The sequence below is a fragment of the Corynebacterium tardum genome (assembly GCF_046717785.1).
Classification (GTDB): domain Bacteria; phylum Actinomycetota; class Actinomycetes; order Mycobacteriales; family Mycobacteriaceae; genus Corynebacterium.
On the sequence record NZ_CP177104.1, the window covers coordinates 2,145,021 to 2,165,342 of the forward strand.

The following is a 20,322-nucleotide window of genomic DNA, read 5'->3' on the forward strand; positions in this document are numbered from 1 at the left end:
CAGGCTACAGACCCAGGTTGAGGTCGCCGGCGCGGTAGCGGGAGCCCGGGATGGCGTCGAGAAGCTGGCGGGTGAACTCCGATTGGGGGTTGCTAAAGACCTGCTCTGTCGGCCCGGATTCCACCTGCTTGCCGTGCGAGAGCACGGAGACGGTGTCCGAAATCTGGTTGACCACGGCCAGGTCGTGCGAGATGAAGATGTAGGTCAGGCCGAGGTCCTTCTGCAGGCTGGCTAGCAGCCGCAGGATCTGGGCCTGGACGGTGACGTCGAGCGCGGAGACGGCCTCATCGAGGATGACCAGCTCCGGTTCCACGATCATGGCGCGGGCAATGGCCACGCGCTGGCGCTGGCCGCCGGAGAGCTCGCGCGGGCGGCGGTCGTAGTAGTCCGGGTTGAGCGCCACCAGGTCCAGGAACTCCTTGGCCTTGGCTTTCGCCGTGCTTGCCGACGCCCCCTTCAAGTTCCGCAGCGGCTCCGCCACCGTCTGGCCGATGGACTGCTTGGGGTCCAGGGAGCCGTAGGGGTTCTGGTAGACCAGCTGGATGTTGTTGCGCTCTTCGCGCAGGGCCTTGCCGCGCAGGCCCACGATGTCGCGCCCGCCCACGGTGATGGACCCGGCCGTCGGGGTGTTGAACATGGCGATACTGCGGCCGGTCGTGGTCTTGCCGGAGCCGGACTTGCCCACCAAAGCGTGCGTGGAGCCCTTGGCCACGGTGAAGGAGATGTCGTCGACGGCGGTGAAGTCGCCGAAGCGCTGGGTCAGGCCCTCCACGCGCACCAATGGTTCACCGGTGGCGCGTGGGGTGGTTGCGCCGGTGCGAGCAACGTCGGCGACGGTGAGCGAGGGGGCGTCGGCAAGCAGGCGCTTGGTGTAGTCGTGGCGCGGATTCGTCAGCACCGTGGCGGCCAGGCCCTCCTCGCGCAGCTGGCCGGATTCCATGACCACCACGCGGTCGGCGCGGTCGCCCGCCACCGCCAGGTCGTGGGTAATGAAGAGGATGCCCATGCCCAGCTCAGCGCGCATATCATCGAGAAGATCAAGGATGATCTTCTGCACGGTGACGTCTAGGGCGGAGGTTGGCTCGTCGGCGATGATGAGCTCCGGCTCCAGCGCCACGGCGGCGGCGATGAGCACGCGCTGCTTCATGCCGCCCGATAGCTCGTGCGGATACTGCTGGTAGCGGCGCTCCGGATCGTCGATGCCGACGCGCTCGAGCAGCTCCAGCGCGCGGGCTTTGCGCTCGGCGGCGCTGCCGATGCCGTGGATGGACATCCCCTCCTCCACCGAGGCACCGATGGTTTTCAGCGGGTTGAGGGAATTGTTCGGGTCCTGCGGGATGAGCCCGATGCGGCGCCCGCGCAGCTCGCGCCACTCGCGGCGGCCCAGCGAGGTGATATCACGGCCGGCGAAGGTGATGGTGCCGGCGCCGATAGTGGCGTTGGAGGGCAGCAGGCCGATGGTGGCCATGGCGGAGGTGGTCTTGCCGGAGCCGGACTCGCCCACGATGGCGGTCATCTGGCCTGGGTGGACCGCAAGGTTAACGCCTTGCACCGCCATCACGTCGCCGCGGCCGGTGGCATAGGAAACGTTGAGGTCCCGCACGGCAAGCAGCGGCTGCGCTGCGTTCTTAGGTTCAGACATGTTAGGCCTCCACGGGGAAGTTTTGGGACAGGCGGTTGGCGGACATCACCACGGCCACGAGCGCGATGCCGGGCAGGATGATGAGCCACCAGGCGGTGGCCATGAAGTCGCGGCCCTCGGCGATGATGAGGCCCCACTCCGGGGTGGGCGGCGGGGCGCCGTAGCCCAGGAAGCCGAGGATGGACAGCTGCAGGATGGCGGTGCCGAACTGCAGCGTGGCCAGCGCGATGACCGGGGTCAGCGAGTTGGGCAGGATGTGGCGCAGCAGCACCGTGGCGCGGGTAGCACCAGCACCGTAGGCGGCCTCGATGTACTCGGCGTTGGCCACGGTGATGACCTGGGAGCGCGCCAGGCGCGCGAAGGTGGCCACGGACGTCGCACCAACGGCGACGGCCGCCTGCACGGAGCCGAAGCCCAGCACGATGATGATGGACAGCGACAGCAGGATGCCCGGGATGGACAAGAGTACGTCGACGACGCGCATGAGGATGGTGTCGACGACGCCGCGCAGCGAGCCTGCGATAAGGCCGATGAGCGTGCCGACGACGAGTCCGACGGCCACCGCGATGAGCGCGCCCAGCAGCGACTGCCGCGCGCCGTAGACCACGCGGGCGTAGAGGTCGCGGCCCACCGCGTCGGTGCCCATGAGGTGGCCGTTCTGGCCTGGGGACAGCAGGGCGACGTCCGTGCCGGCGTACGGGTCGGCCGAGGTAAACAGCCCCGGCACCAGCGCGGCGAGGAAAGCCACGGCGAGGATGACGATGGCGATAATTGAGCCCGGCGCGAGCCAGGGATTGCCCTGTCCCGCCGCGCGGTGATGGCGGCGTCCTGCCAGGGGACGAGTCTTCGTGTGCATCATGCGCGCACCGTCCTTTCTGCAGTGCTGGCGGCCGTGCGCTCCGCGGAACCCTTGCGCAGGCGCGGGTCCAGCACCGGGTAGAGCAGGTCCACGACCAGGTTGATGATGATGTAAGAGGTCGCGGCGATGAGCACCACGGACAAGAGCACCGGCGTATCGCGGTTGGCCACCGCCTGCGCGGTCATTTGCCCCAGGCCGGTGCGGCCGAAGACGGTCTCGGTGACCACGGCGCCGCCGACGAGCTCGCCGAAGAGCAGACCTGCCATGGTCAGGGTCGGCAGCAGGGAGTTGCGCAGCGTCGTGCGCCAGAAGATCCACGACTCCGAGGCGCCGCGGGAGCGCACCGCCTGGACGAAGGGGCGCGACTGCGTTTCATCCAGCGAGCGGATGAGCACCTGGATAAGCGGCGCGGCCATGGGCACGGCCAGCGTCAGCGTGGGCAGGATAAGCCCCTCGACGCTGCCGGGCTCAATGACACGGATCCAGCCCAGCTGGAAGGAGAAGACCTGGATGAGCAGGATGCCGATCCAGAAGCCGGGCAGCGAAACCATGAAGGAGGGCAGGCCGCGGAAGAAGGCGGCCACCGCGCCCATGCCGGGCAGGGTGGCAATGAAGGCCACGGCCACGGCCACGATGAGCCCCAAGCCAATGGCGCAGGCGGCGAGGACGAGGGTATGCGGGAGGGCGTCAGCAAGCAGCGTTGCTACCGGGGCACCCGACTGCGTGGAGTTGCCAAAGTGGCCGGTGAGGAAGCCGCCCAAGGAGGAGAAATACTGCGCAATGAGCGGCTTATCCGCGCCCATCTCCTCCCGGATGGCGTCGATCTCCGCCTGGGACAGGCCCAGAGCGGGGTCACCGAAGCGAGACTGCACGGCATCCGACGGCAGCGCCGAGAGCAGCACGAAGGCCACCGTGTACGTAATGAGCAGCACGAGCAGCGCCTGCCCGATGCGGCTGAGAATCTGGCGGGTCGTCATCTATTTCTCCCCCTTATCCGAACGATCGATAGAGACCTCGTAGAACCACGGGCGCGCCACCGACTCCGGGCTAAAGCCGGATACCTCTGGGCGCACGGCGTAGACCACGGGTTCCTCGAAGAGCGGGAGCGCATAGGCCTGCTCCGTGATGTAGTCCTGCACCTTCTCCACGGCCTTCTTGCGGCCTTCGGTGTCGGGGGTGTCCAGGACGGCATCGAGAAGCTCCTGCAGGTGTGCGTCAATGGGCTCGCCCTGCTCGTCCTGGTTGAGGAAAGCATCGCGGTTGTTGATGCCGTAGAGCGAGGTGATGACGTCGTAGTCGGCGCGGCCCACCATCGAGTGGTAAATCTGCACCTTCTCAATGTCCTTGGAGTCCGCGTTCTGCGTGGACTGGTCACCGGCGTTGACCACGATCTCAATGCCCAGCCCGCGCAGCTGGTCCTGCACCATGGTCATGACCTCCTTGGAGCGCGGCTGCGGCAGCGCGGTGTTCGTGCGTAGGCTCAAACGCTTGCCGTCCTTGACGCGGATGCCGTCGGGCCCGGGGGTCCAACCGGCTTCGTCGAGAAGCTGCTTCGACTCCTCCGGGTCAAAGGTGTAGGCCCCGGCCTGCTCCTTGTAGCCCAGGCCGGTGGCCGCCATGGTGGACGAGGCCAGCGGATAGGAATCGGAGAAGAGCACGCGCAGGATCTCCTCGCGATTCACGCCGTGAATGATGGCCTCGCGCACGCGCTTGTCCTGCAGCAACGGGTGGTTGAAACGGAAGGCGAACTGGTTGTCCATGGAGTTCGTGCCGCGGGCGATGATGTTGATGCCCCGATCCTTGAGCAGGGGCTCCTGCGGGGCGGAGACCTGGCGGGCAATGTCGGCCTGGCCGGAAGTAACGGCGCCGGTGCGCACGGATTCCTCGGCGGCCAGAATGTAGTGAATGCCGTCGATGGCCGCGCGGCCCTGGTGCTTGACCGCGGGCGGGGCCCAGTCGTAGTCCTCGCGGGTCTTGAGGGTGAGGTCGGTGCCGATGGACTCCGACTCCACCACGAAAGGACCCGAACCGATGACGTTGACCGCGTTACCCTGGCCAAAGCCCTCGTTGTCCAGGGCCAGGGTCGAATCAGACAGCAGGCCCGAGTTATAGGAAGAGGTGACCTGGAGGAAGCCCGGGGAAGGCTGAGTGAAGTAGAACTTTACCGTGTCCTTGTCCACCACTTCGCCGTGGTCGTAATTGGCAATCTGCTCCGAGGTCGTCAGCGTGCGGGCCTTATCGCCGCGGCCGAAGAGGTCGAAGTTGGCCACCACGTTCTCCGCGGTAAGCGGGGAGCCGTCCGAGTAGGTGACGTCCGTGCGGATGTCGAAGGTGTACTCGGTGGCGTCCGCGTTGACCTTCGGCATGTCCGTGGCGATCCACGGGGATAGTTCGAGGGTCTCCGGGTCCTGGTACAGCAGGCGGTCGGTGAGCTGGTTGACCACGCCGCCGTTGGGGTAGAACCCAGCCGCCGGCGGGTAGAGCGTGCGGAAGAATTGCGGCTCGAGGTAGGTCAGGACGTTGTCCTCCCCCTCCGGCCGGTCTGCGGCGCTGCAGCTGGCCAGCGTGGCGGCCAGCGCCGCCGCAAGGACCGCAGCGAGTGAGCGTAGAGTTTTCACAGTAAATGCTTTCACAAGATAGTTCGTTTACGTGTGCCTGGATTTAACACAACACATACCGAACGGTATTATTCCACTAGACAGAATAGTCTGAAAGATAGAGGTTGATTCTTTATGCCCTCCATCGCCATCGTCGGCGCCGGCCCGCGCGGCATTTCGCTGGTCGAACGCCTAGCGGCGCACCTTAAGGCAGCGCCTTTGGCTTCTGCCCTCACGCTCCACATCATCGACGACGCCCCGCTCGGCGCCGGCCGCATCTGGGATACTGAACAGACCCGTACGCTGTGTATGAACACGCTGGCCGGCGCGGTCACTCTGTTTACGGAGCCGGACTCCACCACCACCGCCCCGGTGCTGGAAGGCCCCATCCTCTACGAGTGGATTCAGCTGCTGCGCGGCGAGCGCCCTGCCCTGTCCCCGGCAAAGCTCGCGCTGTACGACGCCCACCCGCCCCGCGCGGGCCTCGCCTCCTCCTTCGCCGACGAGCTCGCGGCCACCCGCCCCGAGTCCAACCCCTCCCGCGCCCTGTACGGCGCCTACCTGGAGTGGGTCTACGAGGTGGCGTTGGCGCAGCTGCCCGCCGACGTGGAGGTGGTCCAGCACCGCGCCCGCGCGCTGTCCATCGAGTCCGCGGAAGGCCAGGACACCATCGCGCTTTCCGACGACTCCACGGTCACCGCCGACGCCACCGTGCTGGCCTACGGCTGGCAGGTACCCGCCCTCAACTCCGCGGAGCGCGTCCTAGCGGACGCCGCACAGTCGGACCTGCACTGGGTGCGCCCGGATAACCCGGTGGAGCAGCCCGTGGGTGCCGTGCCCGCGGGCGAAAAGGTCCTGGTCCGCGGCCTGGGCATGGGCTTCTTCGACATCATGGCGCTGCTCACCATCGACCAGGGCGGTCAGTTCGTCGAGGACCCCTCCACGCGCTCCGGCCTGCGCTACGAGCCCAGCGGCGAGGAGCCGCACTTCATCGTGAGCTCCGGGCGCGGCTACCCGTACATCCCGAAGTCGGAGTACCACGCGCTGCCGCCAAAGGCAGCGCTGGTGCGCTTCCGGAAGGCCGTGCAGGAGCAGGGCTCCGAGCTGGACTTTTCCACCCAGCTGCTGCCGCACATCCTGCGCGATGCCTACGCCGAGTACTACGAGAACCAGGCGCGCGTTGCCCCTGAGGCACTGCAGCGCCCGCTCGAGGACATCATCGCGGCCATCGACGCCACCGCGGTGGACGCCGCGGACCTGGCCGGCATGGCGGACCAGCTCACCGCGGCCCTCGAGGGCTTTTCCGCGCTGCCGCTGGACCTGGCACACTGGGCGGACCCGCTGGCTGATTTCACCGGCGGCGACCTGACCGAGTACATCGCCGACAGCTTGGCGCGCGACATCCTCGAGGCCGTCGCCGCCGCCGATTCCCCGCTCAAGTCCGCGCTGTGGGCGATTTCTGCCGCACGCAAGCCGGCGTCCATCGCCGGTTCTGAGGGCCGGATGACGTGGGAATCCCGGACCAGCACGTACAAGGAGTTCATGGCGTTTGGCCAGATGGTGGGCTCCGGCCCGCCGCTGTTCCGCACGCGGCAGCTGCTGGCGCTTGTCGACGCCGGCCTGGTCACCTTCCTAGGCCAGCACCCCTCCCTGACCGCCGGCGAGCAGTTCACGCTGCGCACCGAGCACGGCGAGGCCTCCTCCGCCTGGCTTATCGACGCCTGGATGCACTCCCCCGACGTCCGCCTCGCCGGCGACCCGCTCGCGCTCTCCCTGGAGGGCCGCGTGCGCGCCTTCGTCGATCACGGCCACCCCACCGGTTCCCCGGAGACCACCTGGAACCGCCGCGCGGTCAACCCCGACGGTTCCGAAGATCCGCGCCTGCACATCGTGGGCATTCCCACCTACGCGCAGTGGCCGGATACCACCATCTCCCCCATGCCGGGCACGGACCCGCTCATGCTGCAGGAGACCGACCGCACGGCCGGCTCCCTCCTCGGCACGCTCTAGCCGCCGCGTGGCCCCGAGTCATTCCTCGGGACCACGTGCTATTTGCGTGCGAAGACCTGTTGCAGCGCCGCAACGCGGCTATCTAGTGGTGGAACGAGATTTTTCACGGTGAGGTGTGCGTTCTGCCCCTTGAACTCCCACACGTGGTGCGTAAACGCCGCAAGGATGGAATCCTTGTCGACGTCCAAAGATTCGTTAGCGTCGATATACGCCCCGATTACCTTTCTCCACAGCTGCGGGTCACGGGCGCAAATAATGTAGCCGTGCTTAGCCTCGTTAAGGAAGGCGATGAGGCATCTGAACACGAGCTCCTGAGACGGGAGAACCTGCCCCTTCTTGTTTTGGTTTTCAATGATCTTGGGGATGTCACCGGACGCTTTGGTCCTGTAGGGGAACATCTCCATGCGCACGATGTCGCCCGCTCGCTCACCCGATTCCGGGCGCTGGGGAATGACCTCATTCCAGGAAACTGGCTCCTTCTCTTCGCACTCATCGAAGAGGTAAAAGCGTGCGCGATCGAAATACCAGCCCTTGGTATCGGCAATATCCCAGGGCAAGCGCGCTTTTTCGAGGTCATCCGAGAACAGCGCCGCGACGTTGCCTTGGTCCCTGATGAAGGGAGTAAAGGCCTCTCCCCCATCTTTTGTATTTGCTACGCCTTCCATACCGTCTCGCGCCAGCCTGATGACGTCATTTCCGCCATATGCCGGATTCTTCAGCAGCCACAGGATGCGAATGCGCTCGATGCCGCCATCTAGCTTGACCGACAAAGATTCCGGAACGGTTCGCGTAAGACGCGCGGCCCCCTTGGAAGACCCCGCGCTAAACGCCGCTTTAGTTTCCTCGGTGCTCTCCGTGATGCGGTCATCCTCGAATTCAGCGCTAATGCGCTTCTTAAAGGCATCAGAAGGAGCAAAGACCGCGCCGCAGAGATACTCCTTGAACGTCGGCTCTTCGCGGTTAAGACTGTCGCCGTTGAGGCCATCTGCATCCCACTCAGCAATGGTGGCAAAGTCCTGCTCGTGCACGCAGGATTTCAGGAATGCTTCCACGTCTGCGCCGTGCGACGCGACGGTGGCCTGCGGGTATTTAGAGTGGGTTCCTTTGAGGAACTGGATAAATCCCTTGGTGGGCTCGTCGGAACCGCTCTCAAATGGAGCTGGAATCGCGTCGAAATATGACTTCCAGAATTCTCGCGCAGCCTCCACCTCGTCGTGGAAAGACCGCAGCTTTTGTGCTGTGTGTTCCATGGTGGGAATCCTAGCTAGTGGAGGGCGTCGAGGGCCTGCTTTAAGTCCGCGAGGAGGTCGCCGATGGACTCGATGCCCACCGAGATGCGCACTAGGTCTGCCGGCGGAACCAACTCGGAGCCCTCGGCGGAAATGTGCGTCATGTTCTGCGGGTGCTCGATGAGGGACTCCACGCCGCCGAGGGATTCGGCCAGCGAGATGAGCTTGGTGTTGAGGCACACCTGGCGGGCATGCTCCTCGCTGTGGAAGCGCACGGACATCATCCCGCCGAAGCCGCGCATCTGCTTCTTGGCCAGCTCGTGGCCCGGGTGCGAGGGCAGGCCCGGGTAGAGAACCTGCTTGACCTCGGGGCGGGACTCGAGGAACTCGGCCACGGCCTGCGCGTTGGTGCAGTGGCGGTCCATGCGCACCGCGAGGGTCTTGATGCCGCGGGCGGTGAGGTAGGCGTCGAAAGGCGAGGACACCGCGCCGACGTTGCCCTGGAAGTACAGCAGGCGCTCATCCACCTCCGCAGAGTTGGTCACCACGGCCCCACCCAAAACGTCGGAGTGTCCGCCCAGGTACTTGGTGGTCGAATGCAGCACGTGGTCCGCACCGAGCTCGAGAGGGTTCTGGAGGTAGGGCGTGGCAAAGGTGTTGTCGACGACAATCTGGGCGTCCGACGCAGCCTTCACGGCCGTGGCCACCGCGGCGATATCCGTGATGGTGGTCGCCGGGTTGGTGGGGGTCTCGAGCCAGATGAGCTTGGTGTTCTCCTTGATTGCTGCGGTCACGGCCGCGGTGTCGGAGGTGTTGACGATGGACAACTCCACGCCCCACTCCCCGTAGTCGTGGTGCAGCAGGCGGTACATGCCGCCGTAGGCGTCGTTGCCCAGAATGACGTGGTCCCCGGGGCGGACAAGAATGCGGATGAGCGTATCCACGGCCGCCATGCCCGTGGAGAAACAACGGGCATACTGCGCGTTTTCCAGCGCGGCGAGGGTCTTCTCCAGCGCGTGGACCGTAGGGTTCGCCACGCGGCCGTACTCGTAGCCGCCGCGCAGCTGCGCCAGACCGTCCTGCTGGAACGTCGTGGAGGCATAGATGGGAACGTTGATGGACCCCATGTGGGAATCGGGCTGGTAACCGGCGTGAATGGAGCGCGAAGAAAAGCCTAGGTTGTCAGTCATAAGGCACAATTCTAGACCAAGCGGTTCATTTCGGGTTTGATACGAAGGTTTAAATTCATCAGCCGTGTCTTTAGTATCGGGAGCCACACACTCCCCCCGCTTGAAAGGACGCTCTTCTACTGTGACTTTCCTACCCCTCTACGCTGCGGCCGACACCACCACGGCCGCCGACAGCATCTCCCGGTGGTGGCAGGACGACACTGTGCGGTCGTGGGTCGTCGCCAAGCCGCTGGGCATCCTCCTCATCCTGTTCATCGCCGTCATCGGCAGCTGGCTGCTGCGCCGGCTCATCACGAAACTGGCAGACAACAGCATCAAGCAGGGCCGCCTCACCTCCCCGCTTACCCCGCGCAAGCAGCACAAGGAAACGGACAAGGCCCTGGCCCGCACCCAGGAGGCGCGGCGCACCTCCCGCATCCAGACCCTGGCCGGGGTGGGCCGATCTGCCGTAGCCATCTTCGTGTGGGTATGGGCGGCGCTGGCCATCCTGGATAAGCTCGGCGTCAACGTGGCGCCGCTGGTGGCGTCGGCAGGCGTTGTCGGCGTCGCCTTGGGCTTCGGCGCCCAGGCCCTGGTCAAGGACTTCCTCTCCGGCATCTTCATGCTCATGGAGGACCAGTACGGCATCGGCGACACCATCGACTTGGGCAACGGCGTCTTCGGCGACGTCGAATCCATCTCCCTGCGCATCACCACCGTCCGCGACATCGACGGCGCCCTGTGGTACGTCCGCAACGGCGAAATCATGCAGGTAGCCAACCACTCCGACCGCTACTCCGTAGCCCGCGTCCAGGTGCCCATCGCGCTGAGCAACGACCCGACCCGCGCGCTTAACGTCATCACCGCCGCCGCCGACGACGCCGCCCGCGACGCCAACATCCGCGACTTCATCCTGGCCAAGCCCACGGTCAACGGCATGTCCGGCCTCGAGGTGGACCACATGTCCTACCGCGTCTCCGTCAAGACCCTCCCCGGCAAGCAGTGGGACGTCCAGCGCGCACTGCAGGCCGCCATCCTCACCGCCATGCAGGCGGAGGGGGTCAGCACTCCCTACCCGCGCGGCATGGCTATCTTTGATCTGGACGAGTCCGGCACCGGACTAACCAGGAAGGAAGAGTAAAAAATGCAGCCCACCAGCGTGTACGAAGCTATCGGCGGAATGGAGACCTTTGAGAAGCTCGTCGGCGGCTTCTACGCCCAGGTGCGCACTGACGACGTCATTGGCCCCATGTATCCAGACCAGGACTGGGAGGGCGCCGAACAGCGCCTGACCTGGTTCCTGGTGCAGTACTGGGGCGGCCCGCAGCTCTTCTCTGAGAACCGCGGACACCCGCGCCTGCGCATGAGGCACGCCCCCTACCCCATCGACGTCGCCGCGCACGATCGCTGGCTGGGGCTCATGGGAAACTCGCTGGCGCAGATCGATGAGGAGACCATCCCGCCGGCCTACCGCGCAATGATCTGGGATCACATGGAGCGGGTGGCGGCGATGCTCATCAACCGCGCACCTTAGAGGCCGAAGGCGTCCTTGACCGGCTGGGAGACCAGCTGCCCGTCACGAGTCATCAGGCCCGTGGTCAGGCCCGGGAAGCGGGCCGCCGCACCGTCGAAACCGCCGGCGGCCAGCGCCCGCATGTACGGCAGGGTGGCCGAGCCGAGTGCGCGCGCGGAGGTGTTAGCCACCGCGCCCGGCATGTTGGCCACGCAGTAGAAGAGGGTGTCGTGGACCTGGAAGGTCGGCTCGTCGTGCGAGGTCTTGTGGGAGTTCTCGAAGCAGCCGCCTTGGTCAATGGCGACGTCGACCAGCACGGCGCCCTTCTTCATGCGCTTGACCACGTCCTCGCGCACTAGCTTCGGGGCCGCCGCACCCGGCACGAGGACGGCGCCGATGACCAGGTCGGCGTCGAGAAGCTCGGCCTCCAGCGTGGCCGGGTCGGAGACCAGGGTGCGCACGCCGCCCTGGTACTGGTCGTCGAAGCGCTGCAGGACGTGCGGGTCAAGGTCGAGCACCGTGACCTCCGCGCGCAGGCCGTGCGCCATGGCCACCGCAGACGCACCAACCTGGCCGCCGCCGATGACCACCACGCGCGCCGGCTGGGTGCCCGGCACGCCGGAAACCAACAGGCCACGCCCGCCCTGGGTGGACAGCAGGTGGTGGGTGCCCTCAATCACGGCGAGGCGGCCGGCCACCTGGGACATCGGGGTCAGAAGCGGCAGGGTGCCGCGGGCATCGGTGACGGTCTCATAGGCCACAGCCGTGGTGCCGGCTTCCACGAGAGCGTCCGTCAGCGGGCGGTCCGCCGCCAGGTGCAGGTAGGTAAACAGCAACAGGTCCTCGCGCAGATAGCCATACTCGGCCTCCAGCGGCTCCTTGACCTTGACCACCATGTCCGCCGCCCAGGCCTCCTTGGCGGTGGCAACGATGGTGGCGCCAGCGGCCTCATACTCGGAGTCCGGGAACGAAGCGCCTGCGCCGGCGCCGGTTTCGATGAGGACCTCGTGGCCGTCGTTGATAAGCGTGCGAACCGCCGCCGGGGTGAGAGCTACGCGGTTCTCGTTGTTCATGATTTCTTTGGGTGCCGCAATGCGCATGTGCAGACTCCTTTGGGGGAAGAAAATTCAGTGCTACGAGGTTAGGGTAACGCACCCACCATTGTGGTTTTCTGGATTCAGATCGCGGGGGTAGCCAGCACTCACTACGATGAGGACAATGACCAGCTCAGTGAATTCTCTGCGCGATGTCCGCCGCTCCTTCCTCCCCCTGGGGTGGACAGCGTTCGGGGGTCCTGCCGCCCACCTGGGGTATTTCCGGACGGAGTTTGTGGGCCGCCGCGGCTGGCTGAGTGACACCACCTACGCGGACCTGGTGGCGATGTCGCAGTTCCTACCCGGCCCGGCCAGCTCCAAGGTGGGCATGGCGCTGGGCTATGGGCGCGCAGGCCTTGCCGGGATGGCCTATTCCTGGTTCCTGTTCACCTTCCCCTCGGCGCTTATCCTCACGGTGTGCGGCCTCGCGCTGCCGGGCAGTGGCGTGAGCTGGCTCGAGGGGGCGCTCACGGGGCTACTCGCCGCGGCGGCGGGCGTGGTGGTGCACGCGATTATGGGCATGGGCCGCAAGCTCCTGACCACAATTACCGCGTGGGCCTTAGCCCTCATCAGTTCTGTGGTGCTCATCGTGGCTGGGTCGGCGTGGCAGCTGGCTGTGCTGGCAGTGGCGGGCGTGCTGGGGGCGACGGTGTTGCGCCGATGCTTGCCGACGTCCTCCCAGCCCACCACCTCCGAGAAACTCCGCCCGGTACCCGCGGGCCTGGCGTGGGGCTGCGTGCGGGCGTTCTTCCTCCTGCTCGGCGGGCTGGCGGCGGCTGCCCCGCTCAGCGGCGGGTACCTGCTCACCCGGGCGAACGCCTTCTACCAGTCGGGGGCCTTGATCTTTGGCGGCGGGCACGTGGTGCTACCGCTGCTCGAGGATCAGTTCGTGGGCTCCGGCTGGCTCACACAGGAGGAATTCCTGGCCGGCTATTCGGTGGCGCAGGGCGTGCCGGGGCCGCTGTTTACCTTCGCCTCCTATCTCGGGGCGGTCGATGGCGGCCTTGGCGGCGCCGTCCTCGGCACCGTCCTCATCTTCCTGCCTGGCGCCCTGCTGACGCTGGCCGCGCTGCACTTTTGGGCGCGGTGGAGGCACCTGGAGTGGCTGCGCGGGGCGCTGTCCGCGGTGAGCGCGGCAGTCATCGGGCTGCTCGTGGCAGCGCTGTGGGACCCCATCCTCACCCACGGCGTCACCGGCTGGGCCACCGGGCTCATTGCGGTGGCGGCCGGTGCCGCCCTCTTTGCGAAGGCCCCGCCGTGGTCCGTTGCGGTGGGCGCCGCGCTCGCGGGCGCGGTACTGCTATAGCCGGCTAGAACAGCGACAGGCGCGTGGAGTGATAAACGCTGCCGAAGGGGGCGTCCACGCGCACCCAGCGGCCCTTGCCGGCCACGCGCAGGTGGCGGGGCACGTCCATGGGGGCGGAAAAGCCCGGGATGAGCCCCAGGTTGGTGCAGGCGAAGATCATCCGCATGGGGATTTCCACCTGTACGCCCGCAGCGTTGTCCACCGTGATGACGGTCTGGTTGAGCAGGCTGGACGGTGGGCCCATCGGGCCGGAGAACTCACGGGCCAGGCGCTGGCCCTGATCAGATAGCTCGCGCACGACAGCAACCGGCAGGGTGTCGATTTCCTGAAACCCCTCCGCCGGCGGCAGCGCGCCCGGCCACGAGGCATCGCGGGCAGGGCCTAAGTCGAGGTCCGCGGTGTTCTCGGTGTGGGGGGCCGAGAGGGCGTCGCCAAGCGCCTGCGCGGAGACCACCGCGCCGTCGCGCCCTACCGTTCCGGTGATGCGGCGGGCGGCCACAACCTCGAAGGGAGTGGTGACAAAGACGTCGACGTGCTGGTCATCAAGCTGACGCAGGCGTACCGACGCCGCGGCATCCAGCCCCACGGCGCGGGCAATCAGGGCCTTGAGCCCTACCCCTCCGCCGGTGAGGGTGAGCGACTCACTCTCCATCATCGAGCTCGACCACTGCGTGCTCGAGGATGATCTGCCGCTCGTCCTCGCTGACCGGGCGCGGCATCTGCGTGTCCGGGTCGATGGTGACCTGGACACAGTCGATGACGCAGGCGACCTCGCCGTGGGCGTCCTTCACCTGCTGGCGGGTGGTAAAGGAGGTCTTACCCAGGCGCACAACGGTAGTCTCCACCGTCACCGTGCCGTGGCGGCCGTCCCACTTGATGGGGCGGAGGTAGTCGGCCTCGATGTGGCGGACAAAGGCCACCATGTTCAGCCCGCGGGAGTAGAAGTTGTGCATGGCAAAGGCCAAGCGCGCTTCCTGCGCCAGCTCGATGAAGTTGGCGTTCATCATGTGGCCGTACATGTCGAAGTCCGACCAGCGCACGTTCACCGTCAGCGCGTGGACGTTGTCCGTGGTCTCTTCCGACACGACATTCTGAGTAGACATTCCAGAGTCCTTCCGGTTTCTTCTCTTCCCCGGCTTTCCCGAGGCGCTCGGGGCCTAGCGGCTGAGCTTGCGGTGGGTCACGCGGGACGGGCGGGCAGCGTCCTCGCCGAGGCGCTCGACCTTGTTCTTCTCGTAGTCGCCGAAGTTGCCCTCGAACCAGAACCACTGGCCCTCGGCAACGTTGCCCTCCCAGGCCAGGATGTGGGTACAGGTGCGGTCCAGGAACCAGCGGTCGTGGGAAATGACCACGGCGCAGCCCGGGAACTTCTCCAGCGCATTTTCCAGGGAGCCCAGGGTCTCGACATCCAGGTCGTTGGTCGGCTCATCGAGGAGGATCAGGTTGCCGCCCTCCTTGAGCGTCAGCGCCAAGTTCAGGCGGTTGCGCTCACCACCGGAGAGCACCTTGGACGGCTTCTGCTGGTCCGGACCCTTAAAACCGAAGGCAGAGAGGTATGCGCGCGACGGCATCTCGTTCTGGCCCACGTGGATGTAGTCCAGGCCGCCGGAGACGACCTCCCACACCGTGGCCTCCGGATCGATGTTCTCGCGGTTCTGATCCACGTAGGACAGCTTCACGGTCTCGCCCACGTCGACGGAACCGGAATCCGGCTGCTCCAGGCCCACGATGGTCTTGAACAGAGTGGACTTACCCACACCGTTCGGGCCAATAACGCCGACGATGCCGTTGCGCGGCAGGGTGAAGGACAGGTCCTTGATGAGGACCCGGCCGTCGAAGCCCTTGGTCAGGTCCTTGACCTCCACGACCTTGTTGCCCAGGCGCGGCGGGGTCGGAATCTGGATTTCCTCGAAGTCGAGCTTCTTGTACTGCTCGGCCTCGGCCGCCATCTCCTCGTAGCGCTGGAGACGGGCCTTGTTCTTGGCCTGGCGAGCCTTGGATCCAGAGCGCACCCAGGCGAGCTCTTCCTTCAGGCGCTTCTGCAGCTTCTTGTCCTTGGCGCCGGCGACCTCGAGGCGCTCCGCCTTCTTCTCCAGGTAGGTGGAGTAATTGCCCTCGTACGGGTAGAGCTTGCCGCGGTCGACCTCACAGATCCATCCCGCGACGTGGTCGAGGAAGTAGCGGTCGTGGGTCACGGCCAGGACAGCGCCCGGGTAGGACTCAAGGTGCTTCTCCAGCCACTGGACGGACTCGGCGTCGAGGTGGTTCGTAGGCTCATCGAGCAGCAGCAGATCCGGCTCAGAGAGCAGAAGCTTAGCCAAGGCCACGCGACGGCGCTCACCACCGGAGAGGTTGGTCACCGGGTCATCGGACGGCGGGCAGCGCAGAGCCTCCATGGCCTGCTCAATCTTGGAGTCAACCTCCCACGCATCGGCGTGGTCCAGCTCCTCCTGCAGCTTGCCCATCTCTTCCATGAGCTCATCGGAGTAGTTGGTGGCCATCTCCTCTGCGATCTCCTCGAAGCGCTGCTTCTTCTGGAAGATCTCGCCTAGGCCCTCCTCGACGTTTTCGCGGACCGTCTTGTCGTCGTTCAGCGGCGGCTCCTGGAGGAGGATGCCCACGGTCTTGCCCGGGTCGATGAATGCCTCACCGTTGGAGGGCTGGTCCAGGCCGGCCATGATCTTCAGGATCGAGGACTTACCTGCACCGTTGGGGCCGACGACGCCAATCTTGGCGCCCGGGTAGAAGGCCATGGTGACGTTGTCCAAAATGACTTTGTCACCGATGGCCTTGCGCACGTTTTTCATCGTGTAGATGAACTCGCCCATGTTTCACCCTTTGCTTCTGTCAGGATTGGTAAATAACAGTACAAAGACTACATCACATGGGCGGCGGCGGTGCCCCGCCCTTTGTTCCCTCGGCCTAGGCCATAACCTCCTCCGGCTCGCGCTGCTCCTCCTGCTCCGCTGCTGCCCCGTTCAGGGCCTGCTGGCGGTCCGCAGCCGTGTCGTGCGGGGAGTCCCCCGCTCCCGGCTGGAGCGCCTCCGGCATCTCTTCGTCCGGCGCGGGCTCTGCAGGCTGTTCCGTGCCCGCGTCCGGCTGGCCGGTGGGGACCGTGTGATCGTAGTCCGGCACCGGCGGGTTCTCCCCCAGCCACAACGGCTCGCTGCCGTCCTCGCTATAGACCGCCGGGACCTTGGTGGAGGTCACCACCACGAAGCGGTTGAGGTCTAAGCCCACGTGGTAGGCCTTGATGTAGCTTCGTGAGCGCTTGGCGCCGTGCTGATCCTCCCAGCGGTCGGTCACGAGGGGGCCAGTCACCAGAATCGGCATTCCCTTGCGCAGGGAGCGCTTCACGTTGATGGCGCACTGGCCCCACACCTCGGCGTCGATGAAATTAAGGTCCAGCTCGCGCCAGAGGATGCCGCCGCCCTCCTTCGGCTCGGCGACACTGCGCGAGGATGCGATGCGAAAGCGGGTCTTGTACATGTTCTCACTGATCTTGGAAAGCTCCGGCTCGTGAGTAAGCCGGCCGGTGATGGTGATGGGGTATTGAGACATTGTGGTAGTCCGTTCTTTGTAGGTTGTCGTGGGTTCTGTGCGGTTTTAAGGAAACCTGTTCGCTTCCCTCACTTCGCATCTTCGCCGCCTTCTGCGGAACCCACAATGCCCCGCGCGCCAGCCTGTGGATAACTAGTTGAAGACGTCAACTAGAACCCCGTTTCCCCAGGCTGGTTGTCACACCCGTTACACGGACAAAGGACTACTACTGCTGACGGAAGCCCGTCTCGTCGCCTTCACTCATCTGCTTGAGCATGGCGTTGTAGCGCTCCAAGTCCGCGTCACCATCAATGTCGGCCTTGGCGTCGTGGCGGCGAGCCAGGGCGCGGTCCTCCCGCAGCCAATCAATGAACAGCTTGCCAAAGACCACCACCAGCGGGAATTGGCCGAAGCCCCACGCAATGCCGCCGCCCGTGCGCTGGTCCGTGACAAAGTCCGGGTTCCACGGCAGCTCCAGGGACTGATAAAAGTCCAGACCCAGGATGGTTTGCATCTGCATCAGGTACACGCCGGCAAACAGGTGCAGGGGCATCGAGGCGAAGATGATGAGCAGCCGGATGCCCGTGGGCGCGCGCCACGGCAGCGGGTCTGGACCGATCACCTCCCAGTAGTAGATGTAGCCCGAAATCAAAAACACCCAGTTCATAATGACGTGCCCGGCATGCTCCGAAATCGCCAGGTCGTAGAAGTTCGGGAAGAGGTAGAGCACGTACAGGAAGCCGAGGAACTGCACCAGGTTGACAGCCGGATGTGTGAGCACGCGGAGGATGCGTGACTTGGTGAGTGCCACGGCGGCGTCGTGAAGCGTGGGCTTGCCCGGAGCCCCCGGTTCGAAGGCCTCCATCACCAGCGTGACCGGCGCGCCCAGCACCAAGCAGAGCGGGATGGCCATGGAGAGGATCATGTGGACCAGCATGTGCATGGAGTACAGCGCCGGCATGTACAGGCCGATGCCATTGCTCATGATGAAGGTCATACCCAGCGCACCGAGCAGGAACCACGCGGTTCGCGACGCCGCCCAGGTAAGCCCGCGGCGCTTGAGACGCCACACGGCGTACAGGTAGAAGGCAGCGAGGACCAGCCCCAGGGTGCCGAACATGAGGTCAAAGCGGAACATGGTCCACACGTTGGTGTAGCTGGGGGCGTCGAAAAGCTCGTAGCCCAGCAAGATCTGCATGGAGTTCAGGTTCGGATCGCGCGGCGGCGGGGGCGGGGTGCGACCCATCGAGATGGCCACGCCCACGGTGGCGGCCATGATGAGAACCTCCACCACAGCGACGCGGACAAACAGACGCGAGGAGCGCTCCAGCTGCGGGATGGTCACGCGGCGGTGGACGAAGCCGATGGCGGCAAGCACCACGGTGAACACGAACTTGGCGAGTACGAGCAGGCCGTAGCGCGTAGCAAACAGGTCTGCCAGCTCTACGCGGATCAGCGCATTGACCACGCCCGTAGCTGCGAGCCCGACGATGGAGAAAAGGGCCACGCTCGAATAGCGGCGCACCGCCACGCCCATGTCGGGGCCGAGGCGCCGGCCGTGCGCGATGAGCCCCATGAGGCCGCCTACCCACAGCATGATGAACAGGAGGTGCAGCAGCAGCGAGTTGGTGCCGTAGTCATGGTCGCCGCCGGCTGCGGAGTGGCCCTCCAAGCCCAACGGCACGGTGAGCAGCAGCGACAGGAAGAAAGCCACGACCTGACCGGACCACGAGCGGGCGGCGAAGCCCACCACTGCCACGACGGCCGCAATGACGGCGGTGACGAGCCAGACTTGCGACGCCGCAATCTGGCCCACCGCCATGCCCATGAGCTCCGAGTTGAGGACCTGCCCCAGCGGCGTGCCGGTCAGGTCCGACATCACCAGTGGGACCTCCAGCAACGACACCACGCCGGCACCAAGCGCAGCCCATGCGCCGGTGCGGGCGGCCAGGTGACCGTCGACAGTCAGGCGTGCCTTATTCAGCCGCTCGTTATCCCCCTCCGGCACGGCGGGGTAAATCAGCAACGCGCTGGCCATGAAGGAACCCACGGACAAGGCCATGAGCATCCAGGCGACGGCACGGAAGAAGGGCAGGCCAAAGGTGGTGAGGCGACCAGGATCCGGGATTCCCAACGCGGCAAGGGAATCCGCGAGGAAGAACAGGGAAATGACGCCGCCGACAAGTCCGGCAAAAACGAGGAAAAAGAGATAGAGAAGGCGGGAAGACTTGGCCCTAGAAGGCGCGTGCGAGGGCTGCGCCACAGCCTCCTTCGGGGCCCGTGAGCTGGAGTTATCTTTTTCTTCGTGCATAAGGGGCAGTCTACCGCCAGCCTTAGATTCTTACCTAAATAGCAGCAAAGATTCAGCAATCGGGTAATATGCCCTTATGGACTCCCGCCAGCTGCAGTATTTCCGGACGGTCGTTGACCATGGGTCCTTTACGCATGCCGCGGAACAGTTGCAATTAACACAGCCTTCACTCAGCCTTTCCGTGCGCAGGCTAGAGGAACACCTCAAGGTCAAGCTCCTCTCCCGCGGTCGCGGTGGAGTAAAGACCACAGAGGCCGGTGACTACCTCTATGGAATCGCCACCTCGATCGACGCCCTGCTCAACTCGGCGGAGACGCGCCTGGCGGAGATGGCGGCCGGCACCGCCGGCTCCGTCACGGTCTCCTGCGCCCCGGAGTTCACCTGGCTGTTCATGCCGGAAGCGCTGCGTCGCATGCGGATGCAGGCACCAGAGGTAAGCATTTCCTTAAATGACTTAGACGCCTCATCCACGCTCAGCCGCGTCACCGACGGCTCCGTCGAAATCGGCATCGTGCTCACCACGGACGCAGCCGCCTTCGCACACCGTTACAACGACCGGGTATCCATCCACCGCGTCTGTGACATCGACTTGTGCGTGGCACTCCCGGAGCGCCTGGCGCACCTTCCCGAACCGCTCAGCCTCACCGCGCTCACCCAGGAGACGTGGCTGCTGCCGCCGCAGGTCCATGAGCTGCGCACTCTACCGGATGCCCTCGAGCGCCTGTGGTCCACCAATCCCGGGTACGCGCCCACCTCAACGCAAGAGGTCTCCTCGCTCCAGACCGCACTCCCCCTCGTCGCCGGGGACTTCGGCATCAGCCTCATGCCCTACACGGCCCAGACATTCAGCCAAGCCGGCGTTCACTTCCGCCGCGTCCAGGAACCGCTTCCGACGGTGCAGGCCTTGCTCATCCACCGCGCGGATCACGCCCTATCCCCGGCGGCCAGCACGTTTGTGGACGTACTCTTGAACACCGACAGCGCCGCGGCCAGTACCCCACTCGCGCACATCTAGGCGTTTCGAGGCGGCTGCCACCTGTGAGCTATGATGA

At 65.5% G+C, this 20,322-nt stretch carries 17 protein-coding genes; 5 read left to right on the forward strand and 12 right to left on the reverse strand.

All coding sequences use genetic code 11. The features are described from left to right. Positions 1-4: 4 nt before the first annotated feature. The 4 genes from ACLI1P_RS10390 to ACLI1P_RS10405 are packed head-to-tail and all read right to left on the reverse strand — an operon-like array spanning position 5 to position 5,119. The gene (locus ACLI1P_RS10390) at positions 5-1,642 is read right to left on the reverse strand and encodes a dipeptide ABC transporter ATP-binding protein (RefSeq protein WP_411708821.1); all 1,638 of its coding nucleotides are present in this window, start codon (positions 1,640-1,642) and stop codon (positions 5-7) included. 1 nt (position 1,643) lies between these two features. After that, positions 1,644-2,501 (reverse strand): ABC transporter permease, encoded by an 858-nt coding sequence (locus tag ACLI1P_RS10395; RefSeq protein ID WP_373692299.1) that lies wholly within the window; start codon positions 2,499-2,501, stop codon positions 1,644-1,646. After that, positions 2,498-3,478 carry an ABC transporter permease gene (locus tag ACLI1P_RS10400; protein WP_411708822.1) on the reverse strand — a complete coding sequence of 327 codons (981 nt, stop codon included), beginning with the start codon at positions 3,476-3,478 and terminating at the stop codon, positions 2,498-2,500. Before ACLI1P_RS10400 ends, ACLI1P_RS10395 begins: the two co-directional genes overlap by 4 nt. Further along, positions 3,479-5,119, reverse strand: a complete 1,641-nt coding sequence (locus ACLI1P_RS10405; protein WP_411708823.1) for a TIGR04028 family ABC transporter substrate-binding protein — start codon at positions 5,117-5,119, stop codon at positions 3,479-3,481. A 114-nt stretch (positions 5,120-5,233) separates the two neighbouring features. Here ACLI1P_RS10405 and ACLI1P_RS10410 point away from each other — a divergent pair, with 114 nt between their 5' ends. Beyond that, positions 5,234-7,108, forward strand: a complete 1,875-nt coding sequence (locus ACLI1P_RS10410; RefSeq protein ID WP_408930933.1) for an FAD/NAD(P)-binding protein — start codon at positions 5,234-5,236, stop codon at positions 7,106-7,108. Between the two features lie 38 nt (positions 7,109-7,146). On the opposite strand, the gene ACLI1P_RS10415 is transcribed toward ACLI1P_RS10410, so the two are convergent. After that, positions 7,147-8,358 carry a hypothetical protein gene (locus ACLI1P_RS10415; protein WP_296133524.1) on the reverse strand — a complete coding sequence of 404 codons (1,212 nt, stop codon included), beginning with the start codon at positions 8,356-8,358 and terminating at the stop codon, positions 7,147-7,149. A 14-nt stretch (positions 8,359-8,372) separates the two neighbouring features. After that, the gene (locus tag ACLI1P_RS10420) at positions 8,373-9,527 is read right to left on the reverse strand and encodes a cystathionine gamma-synthase (protein ID WP_408930934.1); all 1,155 of its coding nucleotides are present in this window, start codon (positions 9,525-9,527) and stop codon (positions 8,373-8,375) included. A 121-nt stretch (positions 9,528-9,648) separates the two neighbouring features. Here ACLI1P_RS10420 and ACLI1P_RS10425 point away from each other — a divergent pair, with 121 nt between their 5' ends. Together ACLI1P_RS10425 and ACLI1P_RS10430 are read left to right on the forward strand one after the other, a co-directional pair. Further along, a complete protein-coding gene (locus ACLI1P_RS10425) occupies positions 9,649-10,647 on the forward strand; it encodes a mechanosensitive ion channel family protein (RefSeq protein WP_411708824.1) in 999 nt (332 codons plus the stop codon). Between the two features lie 3 nt (positions 10,648-10,650). Next, entirely contained in the window at positions 10,651-11,040 is a 390-nt protein-coding gene (locus tag ACLI1P_RS10430; protein WP_408930936.1) for a globin, read from the forward strand. Here the strand turns inward: ACLI1P_RS10430 and ald are convergent. Beyond that, entirely contained in the window at positions 11,037-12,119 is a 1,083-nt protein-coding gene (gene ald / locus ACLI1P_RS10435) for an alanine dehydrogenase (protein WP_408930937.1), read from the reverse strand. The two genes, ACLI1P_RS10430 and ald, sit on opposite strands and share 4 nt — an antisense overlap. A gap of 118 nt (positions 12,120-12,237) precedes the next feature. On the opposite strand from ald, the gene chrA reads away from it, so the two are divergent. Continuing rightward, on the forward strand, positions 12,238-13,419 hold the full coding sequence (gene chrA / locus ACLI1P_RS10440) for a chromate efflux transporter (RefSeq protein WP_411708825.1): 1,182 nt from the start codon (positions 12,238-12,240) through the stop codon (positions 13,417-13,419). 4 nt (positions 13,420-13,423) lie between these two features. On the opposite strand, the gene ACLI1P_RS10445 is transcribed toward chrA, so the two are convergent. The 5 genes from ACLI1P_RS10445 to ACLI1P_RS10465 form a co-directional block, all read right to left on the reverse strand. Then, complete coding sequence (locus ACLI1P_RS10445) at positions 13,424-14,071, reverse strand: hypothetical protein (RefSeq protein WP_408930999.1); 648 nt, start codon at positions 14,069-14,071, stop codon at positions 13,424-13,426. After that, entirely contained in the window at positions 14,061-14,522 is a 462-nt protein-coding gene (locus ACLI1P_RS10450) for an acyl-CoA thioesterase (protein ID WP_408930939.1), read from the reverse strand. Before ACLI1P_RS10450 ends, ACLI1P_RS10445 begins: the two co-directional genes overlap by 11 nt. Positions 14,523-14,576: 54 nt before the next feature. Next, entirely contained in the window at positions 14,577-16,247 is a 1,671-nt protein-coding gene (ettA, locus tag ACLI1P_RS10455) for an energy-dependent translational throttle protein EttA (protein ID WP_296133510.1), read from the reverse strand. A gap of 94 nt (positions 16,248-16,341) precedes the next feature. After that, on the reverse strand, positions 16,342-16,980 hold the full coding sequence (locus ACLI1P_RS10460; protein ID WP_408930940.1) for a single-stranded DNA-binding protein: 639 nt from the start codon (positions 16,978-16,980) through the stop codon (positions 16,342-16,344). Between the two features lie 205 nt (positions 16,981-17,185). Then, positions 17,186-19,270, reverse strand: coding sequence for a cytochrome c oxidase assembly protein (locus ACLI1P_RS10465; protein ID WP_408930941.1), 2,085 nt, complete (start codon positions 19,268-19,270; stop codon positions 17,186-17,188). A gap of 76 nt (positions 19,271-19,346) precedes the next feature. On the opposite strand from ACLI1P_RS10465, the gene ACLI1P_RS10470 reads away from it, so the two are divergent. Continuing rightward, complete coding sequence (locus tag ACLI1P_RS10470; RefSeq protein ID WP_408930942.1) at positions 19,347-20,285, forward strand: LysR family transcriptional regulator; 939 nt, start codon at positions 19,347-19,349, stop codon at positions 20,283-20,285. The last annotated feature ends 37 nt before the right edge of the window (positions 20,286-20,322 follow it).

What these genes read in the sequence shown, in the direction of transcription:
- ACLI1P_RS10390 (WP_411708821.1), bottom strand. Translation starts at nt 1,642, where the DNA reads ATGTCTGAACCTAAGAACGCAGCGCAGCCGCTGCTTGCCGTGCGGGAC.
- ACLI1P_RS10395 (WP_373692299.1), bottom strand. Translation starts at nt 2,501, where the DNA reads ATGATGCACACGAAGACTCGTCCCCTGGCAGGACGCCGCCATCACCGC.
- ACLI1P_RS10400 (WP_411708822.1), bottom strand. Translation starts at nt 3,478, where the DNA reads ATGACGACCCGCCAGATTCTCAGCCGCATCGGGCAGGCGCTGCTCGTG.
- ACLI1P_RS10410 (WP_408930933.1), top strand. Translation starts at nt 5,234, where the DNA reads ATGCCCTCCATCGCCATCGTCGGCGCCGGCCCGCGCGGCATTTCGCTG.
- ACLI1P_RS10415 (WP_296133524.1), bottom strand. Translation starts at nt 8,358, where the DNA reads ATGGAACACACAGCACAAAAGCTGCGGTCTTTCCACGACGAGGTGGAG.
- ACLI1P_RS10420 (WP_408930934.1), bottom strand. Translation starts at nt 9,527, where the DNA reads ATGACTGACAACCTAGGCTTTTCTTCGCGCTCCATTCACGCCGGTTAC.
- ACLI1P_RS10430 (WP_408930936.1), top strand. Translation starts at nt 10,651, where the DNA reads ATGCAGCCCACCAGCGTGTACGAAGCTATCGGCGGAATGGAGACCTTT.
- ald (WP_408930937.1), bottom strand. Translation starts at nt 12,119, where the DNA reads ATGCGCATTGCGGCACCCAAAGAAATCATGAACAACGAGAACCGCGTA.
- chrA (WP_411708825.1), top strand. Translation starts at nt 12,238, where the DNA reads ATGACCAGCTCAGTGAATTCTCTGCGCGATGTCCGCCGCTCCTTCCTC.
- ACLI1P_RS10445 (WP_408930999.1), bottom strand. Translation starts at nt 14,071, where the DNA reads ATGGAGAGTGAGTCGCTCACCCTCACCGGCGGAGGGGTAGGGCTCAAG.
- ACLI1P_RS10450 (WP_408930939.1), bottom strand. Translation starts at nt 14,522, where the DNA reads ATGTCTACTCAGAATGTCGTGTCGGAAGAGACCACGGACAACGTCCAC.
- ettA (WP_296133510.1), bottom strand. Translation starts at nt 16,247, where the DNA reads ATGGGCGAGTTCATCTACACGATGAAAAACGTGCGCAAGGCCATCGGT.
- ACLI1P_RS10460 (WP_408930940.1), bottom strand. Translation starts at nt 16,980, where the DNA reads ATGTCTCAATACCCCATCACCATCACCGGCCGGCTTACTCACGAGCCG.
- ACLI1P_RS10465 (WP_408930941.1), bottom strand. Translation starts at nt 19,270, where the DNA reads ATGCACGAAGAAAAAGATAACTCCAGCTCACGGGCCCCGAAGGAGGCT.
- ACLI1P_RS10470 (WP_408930942.1), top strand. Translation starts at nt 19,347, where the DNA reads ATGGACTCCCGCCAGCTGCAGTATTTCCGGACGGTCGTTGACCATGGG.